The 21,862-nt window shown below is 39.9% G+C and carries 17 protein-coding genes; 5 read left to right on the top strand and 12 right to left on the bottom strand.

Features of this window, described 5'->3' with window-relative positions:
• Window positions 1-74 precede the first annotated feature (74 nt).
• Complete coding sequence (locus tag F903_RS12185; RefSeq protein ID WP_005197402.1) at window positions 75-530, top strand: Rrf2 family transcriptional regulator; 456 nt, start codon at window positions 75-77, stop codon at window positions 528-530.
• 116 nt (window positions 531-646) lie between these two features.
• Window positions 647-1,102 (top strand): DUF441 domain-containing protein, encoded by a 456-nt coding sequence (locus tag F903_RS12190; protein ID WP_004670724.1) that lies wholly within the window; start codon window positions 647-649, stop codon window positions 1,100-1,102.
• 96 nt (window positions 1,103-1,198) lie between these two features.
• Here the strand turns inward: F903_RS12190 and F903_RS12195 are convergent, their stop codons facing one another.
• Window positions 1,199-2,119 (bottom strand): LysR family transcriptional regulator, encoded by a 921-nt coding sequence (locus F903_RS12195; RefSeq protein ID WP_171065287.1) that lies wholly within the window; start codon window positions 2,117-2,119, stop codon window positions 1,199-1,201.
• A 308-nt stretch (window positions 2,120-2,427) separates the two neighbouring features.
• Between F903_RS12195 and F903_RS12205 the strand changes: the two genes are divergently transcribed.
• On the top strand, window positions 2,428-3,102 hold the full coding sequence (locus F903_RS12205) for an epoxyqueuosine reductase QueH (protein WP_034595055.1): 675 nt from the start codon (window positions 2,428-2,430) through the stop codon (window positions 3,100-3,102).
• A 72-nt stretch (window positions 3,103-3,174) separates the two neighbouring features.
• Here the strand turns inward: F903_RS12205 and F903_RS12210 are convergent, their stop codons facing one another.
• Window positions 3,175-3,966, bottom strand: coding sequence for a DUF4198 domain-containing protein (locus tag F903_RS12210; RefSeq protein WP_212749529.1), 792 nt, complete (start codon window positions 3,964-3,966; stop codon window positions 3,175-3,177).
• 230 nt (window positions 3,967-4,196) lie between these two features.
• On the opposite strand from F903_RS12210, the gene F903_RS12215 reads away from it, so the two are divergent.
• On the top strand, window positions 4,197-5,417 hold the full coding sequence (locus F903_RS12215) for an MFS transporter (protein WP_004670719.1): 1,221 nt from the start codon (window positions 4,197-4,199) through the stop codon (window positions 5,415-5,417).
• A 44-nt stretch (window positions 5,418-5,461) separates the two neighbouring features.
• On the opposite strand, the gene F903_RS12220 is transcribed toward F903_RS12215, so the two are convergent.
• The 6 genes from F903_RS12220 to F903_RS12245 all read right to left on the bottom strand — a co-directional run bounded on the left by F903_RS12220 (window position 5,462) and on the right by F903_RS12245 (window position 11,095).
• The gene (locus F903_RS12220) at window positions 5,462-6,412 is read right to left on the bottom strand and encodes a siderophore ABC transporter substrate-binding protein (RefSeq protein ID WP_005197412.1); all 951 of its coding nucleotides are present in this window, start codon (window positions 6,410-6,412) and stop codon (window positions 5,462-5,464) included.
• A 9-nt stretch (window positions 6,413-6,421) separates the two neighbouring features.
• Entirely contained in the window at window positions 6,422-7,186 is a 765-nt protein-coding gene (locus F903_RS12225) for an iron ABC transporter ATP-binding protein (RefSeq protein WP_005197414.1), read from the bottom strand.
• Window positions 7,177-8,133 carry an iron chelate uptake ABC transporter family permease subunit gene (locus F903_RS12230; RefSeq protein ID WP_005197416.1) on the bottom strand — a complete coding sequence of 319 codons (957 nt, stop codon included), beginning with the start codon at window positions 8,131-8,133 and terminating at the stop codon, window positions 7,177-7,179. Before F903_RS12230 ends, F903_RS12225 begins: the two co-directional genes overlap by 10 nt.
• The gene (locus F903_RS12235) at window positions 8,126-9,079 is read right to left on the bottom strand and encodes an ABC transporter permease (protein WP_005197418.1); all 954 of its coding nucleotides are present in this window, start codon (window positions 9,077-9,079) and stop codon (window positions 8,126-8,128) included. The genes F903_RS12230 and F903_RS12235 overlap by 8 nt, the downstream gene beginning before the upstream one ends.
• Before the next feature lie 318 nt (window positions 9,080-9,397).
• Window positions 9,398-10,015 carry a LysE family translocator gene (locus F903_RS12240; protein WP_005197419.1) on the bottom strand — a complete coding sequence of 206 codons (618 nt, stop codon included), beginning with the start codon at window positions 10,013-10,015 and terminating at the stop codon, window positions 9,398-9,400.
• 90 nt (window positions 10,016-10,105) lie between these two features.
• On the bottom strand, window positions 10,106-11,095 hold the full coding sequence (locus F903_RS12245) for an ion transporter (RefSeq protein WP_005197421.1): 990 nt from the start codon (window positions 11,093-11,095) through the stop codon (window positions 10,106-10,108).
• Window positions 11,096-11,409: 314 nt separating this feature from the next.
• On the opposite strand from F903_RS12245, the gene F903_RS12250 reads away from it, so the two are divergent.
• Entirely contained in the window at window positions 11,410-12,867 is a 1,458-nt protein-coding gene (locus tag F903_RS12250) for a DASS family sodium-coupled anion symporter (RefSeq protein WP_005197422.1), read from the top strand.
• A 58-nt stretch (window positions 12,868-12,925) separates the two neighbouring features.
• On the opposite strand, the gene F903_RS12255 is transcribed toward F903_RS12250, so the two are convergent.
• The 4 genes from F903_RS12255 to F903_RS12270 form a co-directional block, all read right to left on the bottom strand.
• Complete coding sequence (locus tag F903_RS12255; protein WP_005197424.1) at window positions 12,926-13,678, bottom strand: abortive infection family protein; 753 nt, start codon at window positions 13,676-13,678, stop codon at window positions 12,926-12,928.
• Between the two features lie 112 nt (window positions 13,679-13,790).
• The gene (locus tag F903_RS12260; RefSeq protein ID WP_005197425.1) at window positions 13,791-16,430 is read right to left on the bottom strand and encodes a bifunctional aconitate hydratase 2/2-methylisocitrate dehydratase; all 2,640 of its coding nucleotides are present in this window, start codon (window positions 16,428-16,430) and stop codon (window positions 13,791-13,793) included.
• A 253-nt stretch (window positions 16,431-16,683) separates the two neighbouring features.
• Window positions 16,684-17,043, bottom strand: a complete 360-nt coding sequence (locus F903_RS12265; protein ID WP_005197427.1) for a hypothetical protein — start codon at window positions 17,041-17,043, stop codon at window positions 16,684-16,686.
• A 301-nt stretch (window positions 17,044-17,344) separates the two neighbouring features.
• Window positions 17,345-21,850 (bottom strand): translocation/assembly module TamB domain-containing protein, encoded by a 4,506-nt coding sequence (locus F903_RS12270; protein WP_005197429.1) that lies wholly within the window; start codon window positions 21,848-21,850, stop codon window positions 17,345-17,347.
• Window positions 21,851-21,862 lie beyond the last annotated feature (12 nt).

Raw genomic sequence — 21,862 nt, forward strand, 5'->3', positions numbered from 1 at the left:
TAATACTTTTCATTTATATTTGCAACTTTTAATGTTACATTAATAATCCATTTCAACATTTGATTTTTTATCTTATGCGTATCGACAGCAAGCTTTCTCGTATGCTTCATGTACTGCTTCACATGGCCAGACAGAATAAAATTTTTACTTCGGAAGAGATCGCCAATATGCTATCAACCAATGCAGTGGTCGTTAGACGCACGATGGCTGGATTGAAAACCGCGGGTTTTATCCAATCAGAAAAAGGACCTAAGGGTGGTTGGCATCTTATCGCCGATTTAGAGAAAATTACTTTACTAGATATTTATAATGCAGTGGGTGAGCCAACAATTTTTGCTATGGGTAATGAAAGACAAAATCCAGAGTGTGGTGTCGAACGTGTTGTAAATGCAGCCTTAGAAGATGCAATGCAACAGGCACAAAATATTCTTTTAGCAAAATTAAAAGCAACGACACTTGCTGACCTTGCATACGAGTTTGATCAACTTTATCAAGCAAAAATGCACGACCACCATGCAGTAAAATCTTAATAACGGCATATTCAAGGTTTTTCACAGGATTCGCTTACTTTGCGATCATGTAATTTATTAAAGAGCAGCCTGATAAATTGCGATACAATTCAACTTTATTTATAAATGACGGCGATATGTTTTCACAACTCGATATCAATCTATTGGTTCTGCTCATCTTACTCGCTGTTGGTGTTTTTAGTCATAATACTGCGGTGACGATTGCAACTGGGGTACTGATACTCGTAAAACTCACACCGTTAGAACAATTTTTCCCTTATATCCAACAACATGGCCTAAACATTGGAATTATTATTCTTACTATCGGCGTGCTTGCGCCTATCGCTAGCGGGAAAATAAGTGGCGAGAATATTTTAAAATCTTTTATCAGTGTGAAGTCTTTAATCGCCATTGCTATCGGATTATTGGTTGCATGGCTGGGAGGCCGTGGTATGAAACTCATGACCAGCCAACCCGATGTCATCGCAGGCTTATTGATCGGAACTGTCGCTGGTGTTGCGTTGCTGAGAGGTGTTCCTGTTGGTCCACTTATCGCTGCGGGGATTTTATCTGTTTTTATTGGGAAATCTTAATCTTCGTCGTACATCCATTTTGATAGAAAACCGTCTAAGGGGTAGTTCAGAAAAACTAATTTCATTCACTACCCATTCAACAGACGCTTGTTTTAACTATTTTTCATAATAAACAGCTCGCTTCTGCGAAAATTTTTCTAGCTGCTTTAAAAAGCCCTCAAAATAATTCTTTTCTTTATCTTCAGAACGATAGCCAGCATATAAGGTACGTCTTAGCCCTTGAGGTGAAACGCAATCCAAACGACGACTGACCACCCAACCCTTTTGCTCATATTCATTAACCACCCAATCAGGCAAAGCAGCGATCCCTCGCCCACTTGCAACCAACTGAATTAACATCTGCGTCAAATCGGTGGTTCGAATATGCTTAGGTTGAATATTTGCAGGAATGAACAAATGCGCCATGATGTCCAAACGATGTTTATCGACGGGATAAGTGATTAAGGTTTCTTCTGCCAAATCTTGTACAGAAACATGTTCTGCGCGAACAAAAGGATGTGTGTTAGATAACACCAAACGTGACTCATATTCAAAGATTGGGAAATACGCGATCCCCTTGAGTGCAATTGGATCTGCCGTAATCAACAAATCAAATTCCGCATTTTGGAGTAATTCATGTGGGTTTGATTCAAAGCCTGCGGCAAAATCCAAGTCAACATCAGGATATTGGTGACGATATTGGTTTAACAAAGGCATCAACCAATCAAAACAACTATGACACTCAGACGAAAAGATGATCCGCCCTGTTTGCCCATGTACGATACGTGCAATATCCGTTTGGGTAATTTGCACCTGTGGCAATACATCATCTGCAAGTTTGAGCAAGCGCTCCCCAACATTAGAAAAGGTCACTGGACGGCTACGGCGATTGACCACTTCTATACCATACCAGTGATCAAGCTCTTTGAGTTGATGCGAAATTGCCGAAGGCGTAAGACATAAATCTGCTGCGGCTGCAACCAATGAACCATGTTCTCTTAAAGCAGTCAGTGTTTTTAAATGACGAAGTTCTAGCACGACACGAACCAAAAATTGAATTAAATTCATCTTAACATGGAATTAATGAGCTTGTCTCAACATGAATTTTACCTCATTATTCTTAGGTAAAATGAATTTTAATAATCTTAAAAAGTTGAATGCATATTCTGTCCATTCAAGCTCATATACTGAGCTATCCGATTCTTCTTGGCTATCCGAAATTTTCAAGCGTATTTTATAATTAGCAAAATTCAGTTCAACCTGAGAATATTTCATTTAATTCAAATTCAAGACGATCAGAAACCTTTTACAATAGGAGATTATTCACTTATTTATCTTCGTTTGCCATGTCTCTTGAACGCCAAAAGCTTACACTGCCTGAAGGTCACGATAAATTATTATTACATTCATGCTGCGCTCCCTGCTCAGGTGAGGTCATGGAAACATTAATCGAATCTGGTATCGACTTTTCGATCTTTTTTTATAATCCCAACATCCATCCAGTCAAAGAATATTTGATTCGTAAAGAAGAAAATATTCGTTTTGCAGAAAAGCATAATATTCCGTTTATTGACTGTGACTACGATACCGACAATTGGTTTGCACGTGCCAAAGGTATGGAAGACGAACCTGAGAAAGGCATTCGCTGCACCATGTGTTTTGATATGCGCTTCGAGAGAACTGCACTGTACGCCCATGAACATGGCTTTGGCTTAATTAGTAGTTCGTTGGGTATTTCGCGTTGGAAGAATATGCAGCAAATCAACGACTGTGGTCTTCGAGCCGCATCTCATTATCCCGAAATGCAATATTGGGACTATAACTGGCGTAAAAACGGTGGTGCTGTCAGGATGCTGGAAGTCAGTAAACGTGAAGAATTCTATCAGCAAGAGTACTGTGGCTGTGTTTATTCACTCAGAGATACCAATCGCTGGCGTATGGGCAATGGACGCGATCGCATTAAACTTGGCGTAAAGTTCTATAGCAATGCGATGGATGATGAACACAATGAATCAACTTGATGAATAGAATGAAAAGCGGGCAAATGTGATTAAAAAAGGCTAATCCATTCTAGAGATTAGCCTTTCCATTTCTTAATTTACAGACAAACTAATAATGCTATAGAACTGATTACTTGGTTTTTTTTTGCTATCAACCGACTCTGTAACTTCTACTAAATACTCCCCTGCACTTGGGAAAACTAAATCCACTGTCCCATCTGTATTTGCTTTTAGGGTTTTCGCCTGTTCGTCCGTTGCACCTTTAGCGCGAAGCACAACTTCAGCATTTGCTAAAGGCTGATTCGCTTTAATCACTTTTATTTTATTCGCTTGATTGGCTTTTAACTCATTTGGATGAGTTAAAAACTCAACCTGAATCGGCGCTGCAGTTGACCGTACAGGTGAACTTTTCTCTTTTGTGATATAGGTAAATAATGACCATTCACGCGTCACTTCAACTGAGGCAATTTTCTTGCCTTTTAAATCAGCAGGAATCAGATAATCCCGTTCAGCTTTTGCTGGTGCGTTGTCTTCCGCTAAATCAAAAAATAATTTCCATTCTTTTTGGTCTTGTACATACTTCAATGGATAGCTTGCTTTGGTTTGTACGCTATAAGTACCCGCTTCAGGTAATTTCAAATCAAATACTGTGCTAGAACCAAGTTTCGAATCTGGCTCTATCGTACTTTTAATTTGTTTCGGATTTGTGATTTCAAACTTAGGGCTTTTTAGCGCATATTCACTGTTCAAGGCTTCTTCAGCATAACCTGCTAAAATTGCGACTTGGGTATTTGTCGTTTGATATGCAACAGGTGCAACATAAGGCTCGTGTGCAGCACTATAACCTGAGATTAAAGCCAACGACGCAATCAATAATTTTTTCACAGTTGTTTCCCATCCATTCATCCACTTACTCATTGATTAAGTGTAGTGGTTCAGCCAATTAGTCTATAAAATGCATTATACATAAATGAAAATAATTATCATAAAGATTTAGTATTACTATTTTGACCTGCTATTTCAATCTTAGGTTGCATATATAAAATTTGTGTTCTTTTTCACATTTCTGTGATCTGCTCGATATAATATCGTCGCTTTATATGTTTCGAGATCGTATGTCTTCCCCAAGCTCTCCCTCTCTTTCTTCTCCGTCAAAAAACTATTCTTTATTTCTGGTGATTTTTTCACTTGCGATTGGTAGTTTTTGTATTGGCACAACTGAATTTGTTGCAATGGGACTGATCCAAGAAATAGCCACAGATTTAAATGTCAGTGTTCCCCATGCAGGTTATTTCATCAGTGCTTATGCGCTCGGCGTGATGGTTGGTGCACCCATTATTGCGATATTAGGCGCTAAAGTCCCACGTAAAACCTTATTGCTAGGTTTAATGCTGTTTTACGGTTTGGCAAATGCAGCTACAGCGTTCGCAACCACATCAGAAACCATGCTCGTTTCACGTTTTATTGCAGGTTTTCCACATGGTGCTTACTTTGGTGTTGCTGCGCTAGTCGCAGCCGAGTTAGCCGGTAAGCAACGTCGTGCGATTGCTATTGCCCAAGTAATGATGGGTTTAACCATTGCCAATGTGATTGGTGTACCCATCGCAACATGGCTCGGTCAACAATTCGGCTGGAAAACTGGTTTTGAATTTTCTGCTGTCATTGCCTTTATTACCTTGATCGGCATCGGACTTTTTGTGCCCAATATTCGCCCACAAAAAACGGCAAGTATTCGAGCAGAATTGAAAGGCTTAAAAAATATCAATATGTGGCTCACTCTAGCAGTTGGTGCGATTGGTTTTGGCGGCATGTTTTCCGTTTATAGTTACGTCTCCCCAATCCTCACTGAATATACACATGCCGATATTTCCGTTGTTCCAATTGCATTGGCGATCTGGGGCGTGGGTATGGTGATTGGTGGCTTGGTTGCTGGTTGGCTCGCAGATCGGCATTTGTTTAAAACCATGATTGGGATTTTAATCAGTTCCGCACTCACCTTCGTGCTCGCCAGTTTTATGATGGCAAATCTATATACGGCTATCGCAGCCTTATTTTTGATTGGTTTTACGGTGATTGGTTTAGGCAGTGCCTTACAAACGCATTTAATGGATATTGCAGGTGATGCACAAACATTAGCTGCATCGTTGAATCACTCGGCCTTCAACCTAGCCAATGCATTAGGCGCTTTTTTAGGTGGATGGGTACTGAGCCATAATATGGGTTGGTTAGCACCGATTTGGGTGGGGTTCGTACTCAGTTTAGGCGGTTTAGTGATTTTATTAATCGCCTTGGCTTATGCAAAATACACTGATAAAAAAGAATCTGTCGTTGCTTAACGACAGATTCTTCTCAATAGAATACAAGGCGTCATCACTAAATGTTATTTCACAACATCAGCTACTTCTTTTAACATCGCCTGCATACCACCCAAACCGTTATTCATTAAATACCAGTTGCTCGAATCCAAATAAACAATATTGCCATTTTTGGCCGCTTTGGATTGATTGACAATATTGTTATTTAACACACGTTTTGCACCCTCTTGATTGCCCGTGATTGCAGCACCACGATCAATTACGAATAAATAGTCTGGATCTTTCTGGGCAATGAACTCGTGGGAAATGGCCATCCCATGCAAGCCCACTTTAATCGAAGCATCTGCAGGGGTAAAGCCGTATAAATCATGGATATTACCAAACCGCGAACCTGAACCGTAGGCAGCAATCTTGCTATTATTCACCAAGATCACCAATGCAGTTTTACCTTTGGTTTTTTCTTTTAATGCAGCAATGTCTTGCTCCAAAGTTTTTAATTGTTGCTCTGCCTCAGGTTTCTTGCCGACCATTTCTGCAACATTCAAGGTTTGTTGTTTAAACGAATTAAACTGATCGTTATAATCCACATCTACAAAATAAGTTGGTGCAATTTGTTTAATCTGATTCACCAGATTTTCCATACGCCCACTCATCAAGATCAACTCAGGCTGACTACCCGCAATTTTTTCCAGATTTGGCTCTTTTACTGTGCCAACATCCAGATATTGACCATCACTAAAGTTTTGTAGCACCGCAGGTAACGGCGTACCTTTGGGTAAAGCAACCACTTTGTCATCTGCCCCAAGTGCATGAATGGTATTCAGGGCGTTGGTATCTAATACCGCAATACGTGACAAAGTGGATGGAATCGAAATCTGACCCGCTTTACTGCTAAAACTCATCATCTCATGTGAGTTAGTTGTTCCTTCCTGTGCCGCAGAGGGTTCATTTGAATGACCACATGCAGCCAATACTGCACTCAACATCATGATCGGCAACGTCTTTTTGAACAGCATAACGAACTCCTAACTAATAAAATACAAACCTAATTTGTGTTGCTGAATTTGTTGAATCGGGATATGAAAATCAAAGATCGCTTCTAAAGTTGTTTCATTCATAATCTGCTGTGGATGCCCTTGATAGACTAACTCACCATTTTTCATTGCAATAATGTGATCGGCATACACTGAGGCAAAGTTAATATCATGAATCACTACAATGATGGATTTGCCATGATTTTCAGCAAGATCTTTCAGCACACGCATAATTTGTGCGGAATGCTTCATATCTAAGTTGTTCAACGGCTCATCCAATAAGATATATTCTGTATCCTGTGCCAAAATCATCGCTATATATGCGCGTTGGCGTTGTCCACCTGACAACTCACTTAACTGACGATGACGCATCGATTGCAGATCCATATAAGCGATTGAACGATCAATAATTTCGTGGTCTTGCTTGGTCAAACGCCCCTGTGAATATGGAAAACGACCAAATGCCACCAAATCCTCGATACTCAGACGCAACTCGGTATGATTGGACTGCTTTAAAATCGCCATTTTTTTGGCGATATCCGCACTTTTCATGTCATGTAAATCTTGACCATCCAACAATACCTGCCCCTGATCTGCATCAATCAGACGACTCATGATGGAAAGCAGCGTACTTTTACCTGCGCCATTGGGTCCGATAAATGCGGTAAATTGACCTTTGGCAATCGTGAGTGAGACTTGATTGACGACGCACTGTTGATGATAGCTTTTTCGTAAATTCTTCAGCTCTATTGCCATTTTTTATTTTCCTTCAATAAAATCCAGAAGAAATAAATTCCACCGGCAAAGTTAATAATGACGCTCAATGTGGTTTTGAAATTCAGTACATGTAATACGATGAATTGACCGAGCATGAGGCAAAGCACACTCACCAAAATAATGCCGAGCAGTAAAATGTGATGTTGATGCGTTCTAAACAGTTCCAACGTGATATTGAGTACCAATAAACCAAGGAACATCATTGGACCTGCGAGTGCTGTTGCAGATGCGAGTGCAAACACCACTAAAACCAGTAACAACCGACTGGTTTTGTCATAGTCCAGCCCAAGATTTAATGCATGATCTCGTCCCAACGCCATCACATTCAGCTTGTGATAATGTCTAAAACTGTAAAAAAGAATGGGGAGAATCGTCAGTAAAGATAGTGCAACCGTTTCCATTTTCACGACATTAAAACTGGCGAATCCAGCATACGCGGCAACCTGAAACTCATCAGGATCGAGCAACACCTGAAAAAAGGTCGTCATGTTGTCAAATAGAGTCGAACAAATCAGACCAACCAACAGCAAAAAATAAATATTTTGTTGTGCAACTTTCTGAAAAATGAAGCGATACAGTAATAAAGCAAAAGTCACCATTAACAACAAACTGATCAAATAATCAGTCACAAAGTTAAGCGACAATAACGTACTCGCACCAAAAAAATAAATAATTGCAGTTTTAGATAGTTCGTATAATTTATCCAAACCTAAGGCTTGTGGTGTGACCACGCGATTATTCACAATCGTATGAAAAACCAAAGTTGAAACACCAACAGCAACACCTGCAACGACAATTGCAGCGACCGTTCTTAAACGCAGTCCCAGTGCATACTGCCATGCAATCCCGAGATTCCAACCGAGATATAATCCAATGCTAACCAATACAGCAATCGAAAGCACAACCAGCTTCGTCGTATTATGCATAACGATACCTCCTGAGTAATAACCACAGGAAGATCACGCTACCGACCACACCCATTATCAGGCTGACAGAAACCTCATACGGATAAATCACCACCCGCCCAAAAACATCACAAAGCAAGACCAGCAATGCACCAAGCAATGCCGTATGTGAGAGTGTCTTACGAATATGATCACCCAAATAAAGGCTCACTAGATTTGGTACGATTAAACCGAGAAATGGAATCGCTCCCACCGTAACAATCACCACACCGGTAATCACCGAGATCAGCAGCAAACCTAAAAAAAGTGTCTGTTTATAATTTAAGCCAAGATTCGTTGCAAAATCCTCACCTAAGCCCGCCAACACAAAACGATTGGCAAATATATAAATCAGTACCAGTACAGGAATACTTAAATAGATCAATTCATATTGACCATTCAAAATAGTCGAGAAATCCCCTTGTAGCCACCCTGCTAAGTTCTGCAACAAATCAAGTTGCAAAGCAATAAAAGTGGTAAATGCAGAAATAATACTGCCAAAAATCATCCCGACTAATGGAACAAATACCGTATCTCGATGCTTTAAGGTGGCAAGGATACTCATAAATGTCATCGCACCAATCAGCGTGACGATGATGGCAAATCCAGTTTTGGCAAAAATGGAAGCACTTGGAAGTAAGATAATCGAAATCAAAACACCTAGCCGCGCACAGTCATATAAACCTGCTGTGGTTGGTGAAACAAAACGGTTCCGACTCAGTGATTGCATAATTAAACCACAAACACTTAGACCAGCACCTGCAACAACAATCGCCATCAAACGCGGTAAGCGACTCGTCCAAAAAAGCTGCCAGTCTTGCGGATTGCCTGCAATCAAACCAGCAATGCTCATGTCCCCAACACCGACGAACAAGGAAATCAATGCCAAAGGAATGAGTAACACAAGTAAATAGCGCCGTTTAATCATGGCGGGAGAATTTCATTTAATAAACAACCTTAAAAAATGCTTAAAAATTACGATAAACATCAAATAAGAAAGTATCATAAATGATAATTATTATTGTTATCTTTTTTTAATTTTTACTAAACCACCAACATCAACATTAAGTTTTATTAAATATTATTCAGTAACAGAGCTGATTTAAGATCATAATTTTAAAACAGGATAAATCACCATACTTTTCGAGTATATTCATTCAACCCATTAAAAAATATTAATAAAATAACGTAATCCACAGATCAGACTCTCGAAAATATGGCTAGTTTAGTTAAAGCCTTTAAAAGATTAGTGGATAAAAAACTGAACTGAATCTTTAATCGGAACAATAACGGAGGCAACCAATAACAATGCCATCGCGGTATTAAACCATTGTACTTTTTGGGGGTGATTTACGATCGTTTTCAACTTTTCCCCCATATACGCCCACACCCCAACACTTGGTATACTCACCAAGCCAAAGATCACACCAATAAAAATAAATTCGACCAATCGACTATTTGCAGAACTATAAGTGGTAATTGCACCCATTGCCATAATCCATGCTTTGGGATTGACCCATTGAAACAACGCTGCGCCAATGAAACTTAATGGTTTATCAACTTTGGTATCGGTTTTAATGCTACCTGCTCGATAGATTTTGTAGGCTAAATACAATAAATAGCTAATACCGACGATTTTTAAGACTTCATAAAGCAAAGGCGAAGAACCAAGCGCAGCACCAACCCCGTAACCAACTAGAATTACCATGACACCAAAGCCAAAACCAATTCCTAAAATATGCGGGATGCTTCGCTTTAGGCCAAAATTCAAACCCGAAGCGGCCAACATAATATTATTTGGACCGGGGGTAATTGAAGTTACGGTTGAATAAACAATAAAAGAGAAAAAAGTCAGTAAACTCATAGAGAAAAATAATTCATTTGTTTAAATTTTCATTTAATATAACATCAAATTCATCTCATTTTTCATTGATTATTACAATAAAATTGACATCTACTCGGATAACTTTTCACCACAATGTGGGCAATAGGTTTTTTGTTTCTGTTGGTTTGCTTGCTCTTGTTCTTCTAGCAGCTTTTCCTTGACCAGTTGCATAATAATTTCATGGGTTTGCTCTTTAGGTAAGCCCACACTGATACGAATCTTTTCAATTTCACGTTGATCATGTAATAAATCAAGTCCCCGAATTTGTAAAGCTTCGCGAAATTCTTGTTCTAATCGTTGATTCCTTTGGTTTAATTCGTTGGCTAGTCCTGATGCCAAAATACCTGCGGGTAATGCCGCAATACCAACACCCAAAATCGTGATCAAAGCACCTAATACACGCCCCACATTGGTCACAGGTGTCACGTCACCATAGCCCACTGTCGTTAATGTGACGACTGCCCACCACATAGACTGAGGTATTGAGCTAAATGCTTCTGGTTGTACTTTATTCTCAACCACATACATAGCTGAGGCTGTCATGACGATCATAATGACTAAAATGAAAATAACCGCCTGAAAAGAACCTTTTTCGCGTTGAATAACTCTCAACAAAATTTGTAAAGAAACAAAATAGCGCGTCAATTTTAATAAACGTAAAAGTCGTAAAATTCGGAGTACACGTAAATCGAAGTTGACGAAGAAGTTTAGATAAGCAGGTAAGATTGCAAGCAGGTCTATGATTGCCCCACCACTTTTCATCCATGCAAAGCGTTGTTTCCATGCGGATGATTCTGAATCTTTTTCTGCAATACTCCATACTCTGAGTAAATATTCAATTGAGAAAATAGCAATCGATACATTTTCGAATATTTCAAATATGCGTTGATGTGGATAAAAAATTGAATCTATCGATTCAAGGATGACTGCTGAAGCATTCGCCACGATCAAAATAATTAAAAAGTAGTTAACACAGCGGCTAAAGCGAGTTTGATAGTCATCATCATGTAGTGTTTTATAAACAAATTGACGTAATTGTTGCCATGAAAATAGAGTCATACCGCACTTATAGTGATGTTAACCAAGTTAAAAATGTAACACAGCATCAAACAATTTGATAAATGATTTTGATCTAGATAAATAACTTTCCTCAATCAAACAAAAAAGTGAGTAGATCTTTCATCCTTATTTAGCCGTTTTGTATTTCTGCCATCGGCAAAATAAAAGGATTTATATAACGTTGAATCTACAAAACTCCCTTTGAATTCTAGCCCCTCACTTTCGATAATCACGTCTTAACGGTTGTTTCTTTAACGATTCATTCATAAAGAACTATAAATTTTATTAAACCCATGATCACAAGGGGAATCCACATGGGATTTAAGCTCCTCCCTGCGCTTATTTCTTTATTTATTACATTGATTATTTGGTTCGTTATACCTGTGCCGATAGGTGTAGATCCGAATGCTTGGCATTTATTGGCGATGTTTGTTGGCGTAATCGCTGCAATTATTGGTAAAGCCATGCCAATTGGTGCAATCGCGATTATTGCGATCATGCTCGTTGCAGTCACAGGTGTAACCAATGATAGTCCAAGCGGCGCTATCCAAGATGCATTGAGCAGTTTCTCCAATCCTTTGATCTGGTTGATTGGTATTGCAATCATGATCTCGAAAGGTTTACAGAAAACAGGACTTGGCGCTCGCTTAGGCTATTTATTTATCGCAGTATGGGGCAAGAAAACCATTGGTATCGGTTATAGCATGGTGCTTTCTGAGTTAATTCTTGCACCTGTTACACCGAGTAATACTGCACGTGGCGGTGGGATCATCCATCCTATCGTTCGTGCGATTTCGACTAGCTATGATTCAGATCCCGCCAAAGGAACTGAGGGACGCATGGGAAAGTATTTAGCCCTTGTCAGCTATCAGGCCAATCCGATTACTTCCGCCATGTTTATCACTGCAACTGCACCGAACCCTTTAGTTGTTGATCTAGTCGCAAAAGCAACCAATAGTGAAATTTCACTGAGTTGGAGCACTTGGGCACTGGCGATGTTACTCCCTGGTCTAATTGCATTGATCGTGATGCCATTGATTCTGTACTTGATGTATCCACCTGAAGTGAAAGAAACACCCAATGCAGCTCAATTTGCTAAAGATAAGTTAAAAGAAATGGGTTCAGTCAGTCGAAATGAAAGCATCATGCTCGGTGTATTTGGTATTTTACTGTTGTTATGGGCGGGTATCCCTGCCATGATTTTTGGTGCTGCTTGGGCTGTTGATCCAACCACAACAGCATTTATTGGTTTGACATTACTTCTGCTCACTGGTGTGCTGACTTGGGAAGATATTCTGACGCAAAAAAGTGCATGGGATACGATTACTTGGTTCGCCGCTTTGGTGATGATGGCAACATATCTGAATAAACTCGGTTTGATTGCTTGGTTCTCAGGTTTATTAGAAAGTGGTATTGGTTCACTTGGTTTAAGCTGGATGCCTGCTTGCTTATTATTGATGCTCGCCTATCTCTATGCACATTATATGTTTGCGAGTACCACAGCACATATTACTGCGATGTTTGCTGCGTTCTATACCGCAGGGATTGCACTTGGTGCACCGCCGATGTTGTTTGCATTAATGATGGCAGCCGCTTCAAGTATCATGATGACCTTAACCCATTATGCAACGGGTACATCGCCTGTGGTATTTGGTTCAGGTTACACCACACTGGGTGAATGGTGGAAAGCTGGCTTTGTCATGAGCGTGGTCAATATAATCATCTTTGTGGTGATAGGTGGACTTTGGTGGAAAATGCTGGGTTATTGGTGATTCTATAGTCAAACCTCCTACCTCCTAAAGGATTTCATTATTAATTTAAGTGGATCCTTTAGGCTTCAATTTCTTCTAGTGACCGCAAAAATTTAATTGTATTAACAATACTATTAAATATAAATCTACTTTCTAATTTATTTAAGGTTCTATTATCGTGGGCAAGACTTTGATTATTCCTAACATCATTGAATGCTTCTAATATTGAAATATTACTTTTTAAGATCCTTTCCGTCATTAAGCTTTCTAAAGAGTTTCTACCTTTTAAACATTTGATGTATTCACCTAAAAGGCTATGCAATGGTTTATCCCTATGAGCTTCTATATTATTTTTCCCACACAAGTCTCTAATAAAATTAGTAGTAAAGGTGTGCAATCGATCGATAGTAGCTTCAGGATTACCACGCTCTAAGCTGCTTTTCATTTCCTCAATCAATAACTCTAAAGTTATGTTATTAAAATTTGAAATTTCGTTGATTCCAGTAATATCTGCCCCACTACTGATTAAACGTTCGGCAATAGCTTGACAAGCTTGTATTAATTCAAGATTTTTAGTTGATAAGCCTGTGTCATAGTTAAAAAGAGCTCTAAGAACTGCTGCAACTAAAAAATCTTCTTCAATTTCCCAAAATGCACGTAATCGTTTTGCTTTAGAAGAACCATATAGAAAATATTTTTCTTCATTAATGTTTATGCCTAAATCCGAAAAGAACTCAGAAAATGTCCTGTCACTAAAATTCAAGACATAACCAGAATCCATTTCAAAAAGCTTTTCAAGTTTTTGCTTATCTGAATACGTTAGACTCGACATTTATCATTTTTCCTTATAAAAAAATAAGGGCTGATAACTCAGCCCTTACGATGCACTAAATCGACAGTTTGCGCTAGGGAAAAGCCTTTCGGCTTTTCTTAATCCTAGCTCATTAAGTCAATTGAGCAGCTTGGATTTTCTTGGTATCAACTTGATCAGCTTCTTTTGTATATTCGCTCATCTTGTCGAAGTTTAAGTATTTGTAGATGTCAGCAGAAGCGCTGTCAATTTGCGACGCGTACTGTTGATATTCTTCTGGGCTTGGTAATTTGCCAAGAACAGCAGCTACAGATGCAAGCTCAGCAGAAGCTAAGTAAACGTTCGCACCTTGACCTAAACGGTTCGGGAAGTTACGAGTAGAAGTCGATACACATGTCGTGTTCGGTGCTACACGTGCTTGGTTACCCATACACAATGAACAGCCCGGCATCTCAGTACGCGCACCAGCACGACCATAGATGTTATACATGCCTTCTTCCATCAACTGATGTTCGTCCATACGTGTTGGTGGAGCCAACCATAGACGAGTCGTTAATGAACCACTTGGTACTTTATCAAGTAACTGACCAGCCGCACGGAAGTGACCGATGTTAGTCATACAAGAACCGATGAATACTTCATCAATTTTGTCGCCTTGAACGTCAGAAAGAAGCTTCGCATCATCTGGATCGTTCGGGCAGCAAAGGATTGGTTCTTTGATGTCAGCAAGATCGATTTCATACACTTTAGTGTATTCAGCATCAGCATCCGCTTTTAACAAGCTTGGGTTGTCCAACCACTTCTGCATGTTTTCTACACGACGAGCCATCGTACGCGCATCGCCATAACCTTCAGCGATCATCCACTTCAACATGGTCATGTTTGAACGTAAGTATTCAGCAACTTTCTCTTCAGAAAGTGTGATTGAACAGCCAGCAGCAGAACGTTCAGCAGACGCATCAGAAAGTTCGAATGCTTGCTCAACCGTCAAGTCATTTTCCATTTCTGTTAAGTCAATCTCAAGGATACGACCAGAGAAGATGTTTTTCTTACCTTTCTTCTCTACAGTCAAATCACCTGCTTGAATCGCATAGTAAGGAATCGCATGTACAAGGTCACGTAAAGTAATACCAGGCTGCATTTTACCTTTGAACTTAACAAGGATAGATTCAGGCATATCCAGTGGCATAACACCTGTCGCAGCTGCGAAAGCAACAAGACCAGAACCCGCTGGGAATGAAATACCGATTGGGAAACGCGTGTGCGAGTCACCACCTGTACCAACGGTATCAGGAAGTAACATACGGTTTAACCAAGAGTGGATAATACCGTCGCCTGGACGTAAAGATACACCACCACGGTTCATGATGAAGTCAGGTAATGTATGGTGAGTTGTTACATCAACTGGTTTTGGATATGCAGCAGTGTGACAGAAAGACTGCATGACTAAGTCAGCAGAGAAGCCCAAGCAAGCTAAGTCTTTTAACTCATCACGCGTCATAGGACCCGTTGTATCTTGCGAACCAACAGTGGTCATCTTAGGTTCACAGTAAGTCCCCGGACGGATACCTTGACCTTCAGCTAAGCCACATGCGCGACCAACCATCTTCTGCGCTTGAGTAAAACCTTTACCTGTGTCAGCAGGTTGTACTGGCGTACGGAACAATGTAGAAGGTTCTAAACCTAATTCGTCACGTGCTTTTGAAGTCAAACCACGACCAATGATCAAGTTAATACGACCACCAGCACGTACTTCATCTAGAAGTACAGGCGTTTTGAGTTCTGCTTCTGAGATTTGTACGCCATCTTTGAATGCAGTTACTTTTGCAGCAGCATGGTCAATTTTCAATACAACTTCGTCGCCCATATTCATGTTGGCAACGTCGATTTCTACAGGTAACGCACCTGCATCTTCCATTGTATTGAAGAAAATTGGCGCGATTTTAGAACCTAAGCACACACCACCATCTTTTTTGTTTGGAATGTGTGGAAGTTCGTCACCAAAGAACCAAAGCACAGAGTTCGTTGCAGATTTACGAGATGAACCCGTACCAACAACGTCACCTACGTAAGCAACTTGGTTGCCTTTCGCGATCAAGTCTTTGATTTGGTTTAATGGACCAACTTCACCTGGTTTTTCAGGGTTGATACCATCACGTTCGTTTTTAAGCATTGCATTCGCATGCAATGGAATGTCTGGACGACTCCAAGCATCTTGTGCAGGAGACAAGTCATCTGTGTTGGTTTCACCAGTGACTTTAAACACAGTGATTTTAATTTCTTCTGGAACGTCAGGACGGCTTGTGAACCATTCTGCATCAGCCCAAGACTGTAAAACAGCTTTTGCATTTACATTGCCAGCTTTTGCTTTTTCAGCAACATCATGGAATGCATCAAATACAAGAAGCGTCTTTTTCAATGCTTCAGCAGCTAAACCAGCAAGTTCAGCATTGTCAAGAAGTTCAACAAGTGGTGCTACGTTATAACCACCAAGCATCGTACCAAGTAAGTAAACAGCACGTTCTTTAGTAATAAGTGGAGAAGTCGCTTCGCCTTTTGCAACCGCAGCTAAGAAAGCAGCTTTTACATAAGCAGCTTGGTCAACACCTGCTGGAACACGATTTTCAAGCAAATCTACTAAATATGCCTCTTCACCTGCCGGTGGGTTTTTTAATAATGCTACGAGTTCAGCAGTTTGAGCATCATCAAGTGGCTTCGGTGGGACTCCGAGTGCGGCACGTTCTGCAACGTGTTGGCGGTAAGCTTCTAGCACAGTGTTATTCCTCTTCTTTAAAAAATTACTTGTAAGTTCCAGCTTTGTACAAGCTTTACAAGCAATATGGACAGCAAAATTTTACTAGACTTCGCGTTAAAAGTTAATGCAACTGCCGTATATCTACGTGATGACCATTATTTTATAGCGAAATGTTCATACCTTTTAAATACCGCTTTGGTCTTACTCGAAAGTCTAATAAAACATTACAAACATAAAAAAAGACAACAGCGTTGTCTTTTCGATTAACACATTAAAATGACTTATAACTCGGTAGCTTATCGTGTGGAGTGGCTAAGCATTGATCCGTATATTGCTGCTTCAGTTTGTCGCGTATAGCCGCTGGATCTGCTTTTATTTGATCTACAGGCATCGCATATACATTTTCAATAATTTCAAAGATAAATTTACGTGTTGTTTCATCTTCAATTTTGCCAGCATGTTCTGTTGCTTGCTTTTGCTCAATTCCATTTTGACGATCCAACGTAATAGAACGCGCTGCATTGCCGACACTAACACAATAGCCATGCCATTGTTCTTCGGGTGTTAATGGTTTTTTTTCAGCACAACCGACCAAAACTAAACCTATTGCAATCAACAAAACTTTTTTCATGATCATACTACGGCTAATTTGATGCGCACATCATACTAAAACTGAATTATTTTGCAAAAGGACGCATTTAAAACTGACCTTTTAGCAATAAAAACATACAAATCCGTCACTACTATACATGGTATTGCCTGTGTTTTGGCATTTAACGCCACTTACAGTGATAAATCGTTCTCTATCTATAAACGATCATATTCTCATTCATATTCAAACATTCATTTTTAAGAATATGCCAAAGCTTGGTAGAAGTAACTATAAATAAAAAAACCTGTTTTATTTACATAAAACAGGTCTGCTCTAAACTCTAGAATCGCCAATTATAGAAGACATCGATAGCTCGCTCTAAAGACTGGCTGGCCTCCAGATATAAGCGACGATTCATTTGATAACGTAAGGTCAACTTATTTACAGGGGTAAATACACCGATACCATAGCGGATAAACAGATCTGGGGTGATATATCCTGTCAAACTGACTTGGGTATCATCGCCCGTTCCTTGTGCATCAAGTGCTAAGCCACTTAAACCAAAGGTTCGTCCAATTTGGTTGGTGAGTGCCCGTGTGCCACCCAAGCCCATACTAATACCCGCCGCGGCAATAGTATTATTGACATCCGACTTAAATCCTTCAGTATTACTTAGACCACTGCTGCCTTCATTGATACGCCCTGTCAATAACGCATTCAATGCTTCTTGCTCAGATAGTCCCGCATCGTTGTAGACTTGAATATTCGGAACAGTCGCGGTGCCTGTCACACGTATCCCAACCATACTACCTTGAACGGGCTTATTGGCATCAATGTCAAGGGTTGGATTTGCAAGTGGGCCATTAAAACGTGCAATCGCTCGATTTAGGTCTAAGCTTTGACCGTATGCTTCAATTTTTACTTTTTGACTGACACCAATTGCGCCATTGGCTCGCATGGCTGTTTCCAAACCACGTTGTGATAAATGCAAACGCCCAACCAATGGAATATTACTTTCAAAACCTTGGAAAATAACTTGATTGCCCAACGTGAGGGTCATATCTGCACGAATATCCCACGGTTTCGATGCCTTTAAAGTTGCAAGCAAATCTTGTCCTTGATGAACAACGCGAACATCTGGTGAAAGCGTCACGACGTTTGCTGTTGATTCTGGCATAGAGATTCGGGCACGAGGCACATCAATTGTACCTTTCAAACTTAATCGCTGGTCAAATGGATAAACATCTAGACTGAGATCTGGTTTAACAATTGCTGTAATCATTGGAGCTTGGCGAACCAAGAGGTTGTCACCTTTTAAAGTCAGTGCCAAATGTGGTTTATCTTTCCAATCAAAGCTACCTTTCAACCGCCCAACGCCTTGACCACTATTAAATGCACCATCAATACTTGCCGAGTCTTGGCGAATAGATGAATAAAGCTGCATATTGGTTAAATTTACAGGCAATGAAATCATACTGATTGCGCCATTTTTCAAACGCATTTCGCCTGTAAATTGTGGCTGAGTCAGTGTGCCATTAATTTTACCTGCAAGCGCTAATGTGCCTGCTATAGAACGTACATCTTTAATAAATGGTTTAAAGATTTTCAGTTGTACATCATCAAAAGCAATTTCTCCACGCATAGGCATACCCGTTTGAAATGGATCGACTACAACGTTGGCATACCCAGTTCCAATATCAGGTGTCCTCATATCAACACGGAACAGAAGTCCATCATTGACACTTTTTGCAATTAAGCTTAACTCGTCATAGGTCACTGTCGTTGCAATATCTTGTGGATCTTCTGCGGCTAAACCAATCTCACCTTTGCGTGTCACTAAACGTGAATCTAATTTAGGGCGAGTACCTTTTACCCAAGATGCTTTTGCATAACCATTTAACTGTCCAGTTACAGCCAAACCTTCAGGCATAAACGCGGCAAAGTCTTTTAGATCGAGATCCTTAGTAATAAACGAAAAGCTTCCTTTTTCTTTACTAATACGAGCAGGTTGATCTAAACACAATTGGCTTTCAGCACTTTGCCAACAATGCTGACCGACATATAACTCAGATCGTGCTGTCGTATAGATAACAGGAGTATTTTGATTTTGGGCAAGATCAATGCGGCGCGAGTTGAGCCTTCCTTTCTGGATTTCACCTAGCCAATCATTGTTTTGATTAAAACCACCAGCAAGCTGCACATAAAAATTGGTGTGCGCATTTTTACTTTCTAGTTTTAACAAATGCGCTTTTCGTGTGCCTGCTAAATTGATCGTTGCCTTTTCAATTTCACGTTTTCCGCTGCGTAAATGATCCAATGTTGCAGTCAATTGCGTTGCTGTTGTTTCTGAAGTTGGTAACTCACCTTGAACACGTAAAGATTTGATACTTGCTAAGTCACTGAAAGCAAAATTATCGACAGCTATATTTGCAGTCGCCTTAAGTCGTGGTTGTGACTGTACATTTAAACTGCCGTAAGCACGTCCACGTAAGCCAGGATATAACTCATATAATGCAGGTGCGTTTATCTTAAATTGTAAACTTTGTGCATTTCCAGTGGCTTGAAGTTGGTTCTGTCCATAAGCAAAAAATAAATTATTTGCTTCAAACTGCTGTGGTAAGAAACCAGTCTGATTGGAATCCAGCAACAAAGACAGATTACCACGACCGCGTACAGGCTTATTGTTGAGAAAACCCGCCGCATTGAGTTCTCGAATATCAACGCGTTTCACTTGATCTGACCAAACGCCTTGCGTTTTTACATGACCTGAGAGTTCACCTTTAAGACTAGAAACAAAGTAATGAGGCTTAAATCGGACTAAAGATACTTCCATGTTCCAACCAAGCTTATCTTTAAGATCGACTTTACCTGTTGCAAACATTTTGCCTGCAACACCATCATGCTTTAACTCATTGATTTGAATCTCGGTCGGTGTTCCTGCAATATTAATCTTTAACAGCCCGTTGCCTTGATTCAAAGCATTTAACGAACCATCATAATCTACCGAAAAACGTTTAAATCCACCGCCTGCCTGAACATCATCAAACATTAACGTCGTTGTACTTTTTCCTTTGAGCACAATCGTTTCATTTTGATTGGCTTGAGCAAGTTGTCCTTTTAGATCAATATTTTCAAGTTGAATAATCTGTTGGTTCGGTTTTGCAAAACCAGACGCTTTGATTTCGCCATTCAGTAGATTTACAGGTGCTGCAGTCGCGACTGTTTGAGGATTAAAGTCTTGTGCTTTAAGTTGGGCTTGCCATGACAGTTGCTGCTTTTCATGTGGTAATTTAACTGTCGCTTGTCCAATTAAGCTACCTTTATCCGCTTGATAAAGGAAATTTTCGACATTTAGAACATTCGATTTCAAATCAACTTTTGCATCATATTTCCCTGCTGGCAATAAACCTTGCTCATTGGGACGTACAGTCGTTGTAAGATAAATGTCTTGTTGATCTTCTCTTAAGGTCACATTGGTTTGACCTTCCGCGCTACTTAACCAACCAATATAAGGCATCGCTCGATCTATACCTTGCCAAGCAATATCTAACACCATCGGTTGAGGTTTATTATTTTTTGCTTCTGCCTGATTTAATTTAACCTGCCAAGTTTCGTACTTATCAAAGGCAAGCTGCGCATTGAGTGCTAACCCATTTTCCAACGAGCCTACAGCGCTTATATTTGCATCCAAGCTTGGCGGTAAAAAATCCTGCGCAATTTGCGGTAGCGTTTTGTCTTTTGGGTTTAAGCGATCTAATCGCCCTTTTATATCCCATGACACTTGTTCATTCCAATTTACAAAGCCTTTTAATCCAACCGATCCACCCATTAACTGACCATTAAAGTCTTGGATGTTGAGTTGATTTTTCAGGTCTGTTTCCATGAGCGCATTATACTTGCCTTCGGGAAGTTGCTCACCTTTCAGGTCAGTATCCAAGCTCAAAATCAGTTTATCAATATCACCATTAAATCTAGCGATACCATCTTTCGCAAAAAGTTTTTGCTCTTTCAATATCGGAAGATGATAGTTTTTGAATAATAGCGCCCCCTTCATAGGCACCTGATCACGTACAGGATGAATCACAGCCCAACCCGTCAACAAATCTGGTGTATGGGTCGCCACACCTGCTCTTATGGTATCCAATGTACCTGTCGCCACGACCTTGATCGTCTCAACGTCAATACTTTTTAGTGATGGAATAATCAGATCTGCTTTTAGATCTAAAGGATACTTACCATTAAAATCCATTTGACCTGTGGCATTTTTAACCGCCAAATACCCCATATCCATACGAGAGTCTTCAAACTCTAATTTCGTATCTGACCAAAGTGCATCTTTTAAATAAATATCATTAAAATCAATTTTTGCAGTTGTGGTCTTTATTTCCAAATGATCTAAAGTAGCTTTATCAATACGAAGTACAAACGGAAGTTTGATTGGCGCAAAATCGAATGGTTTTCCTGATGGCGGCTTTTTATTTATAACGATGAGGTTGGAAATATCCGCATGACTCAAATGCACCTCTTTATTTAAAATCGCACGCCAACCCAAAGAAACGTCTGCACGATCCAAAGAAACATCAACGGCCTCTAATTTCACCAAAACGTTTTTTAGAATAATGCCTCGTAATAAATTGCCACTTTCATATTCGTATTGAATTATTTTTTGGTTTTGTAGCACACGATCGAGTAAAAAACGACTTCCCTTATCTGTTGACATCATCACAAATAATGAGCTGACCAAGAATAAAAGAATGAACAGCACCACCAGCACGATACTCCGAAGAATACGCCGTTCTCGTCTTGGTGCAGTTGGAGGTGTAAGTTGCTGGTCTGCTTCCGTCATAATTAACCTAAA

It is taken from the genome of Acinetobacter sp. NIPH 298 (assembly GCF_000369505.1).
Lineage (GTDB): Bacteria > Pseudomonadota > Gammaproteobacteria > Pseudomonadales > Moraxellaceae > Acinetobacter.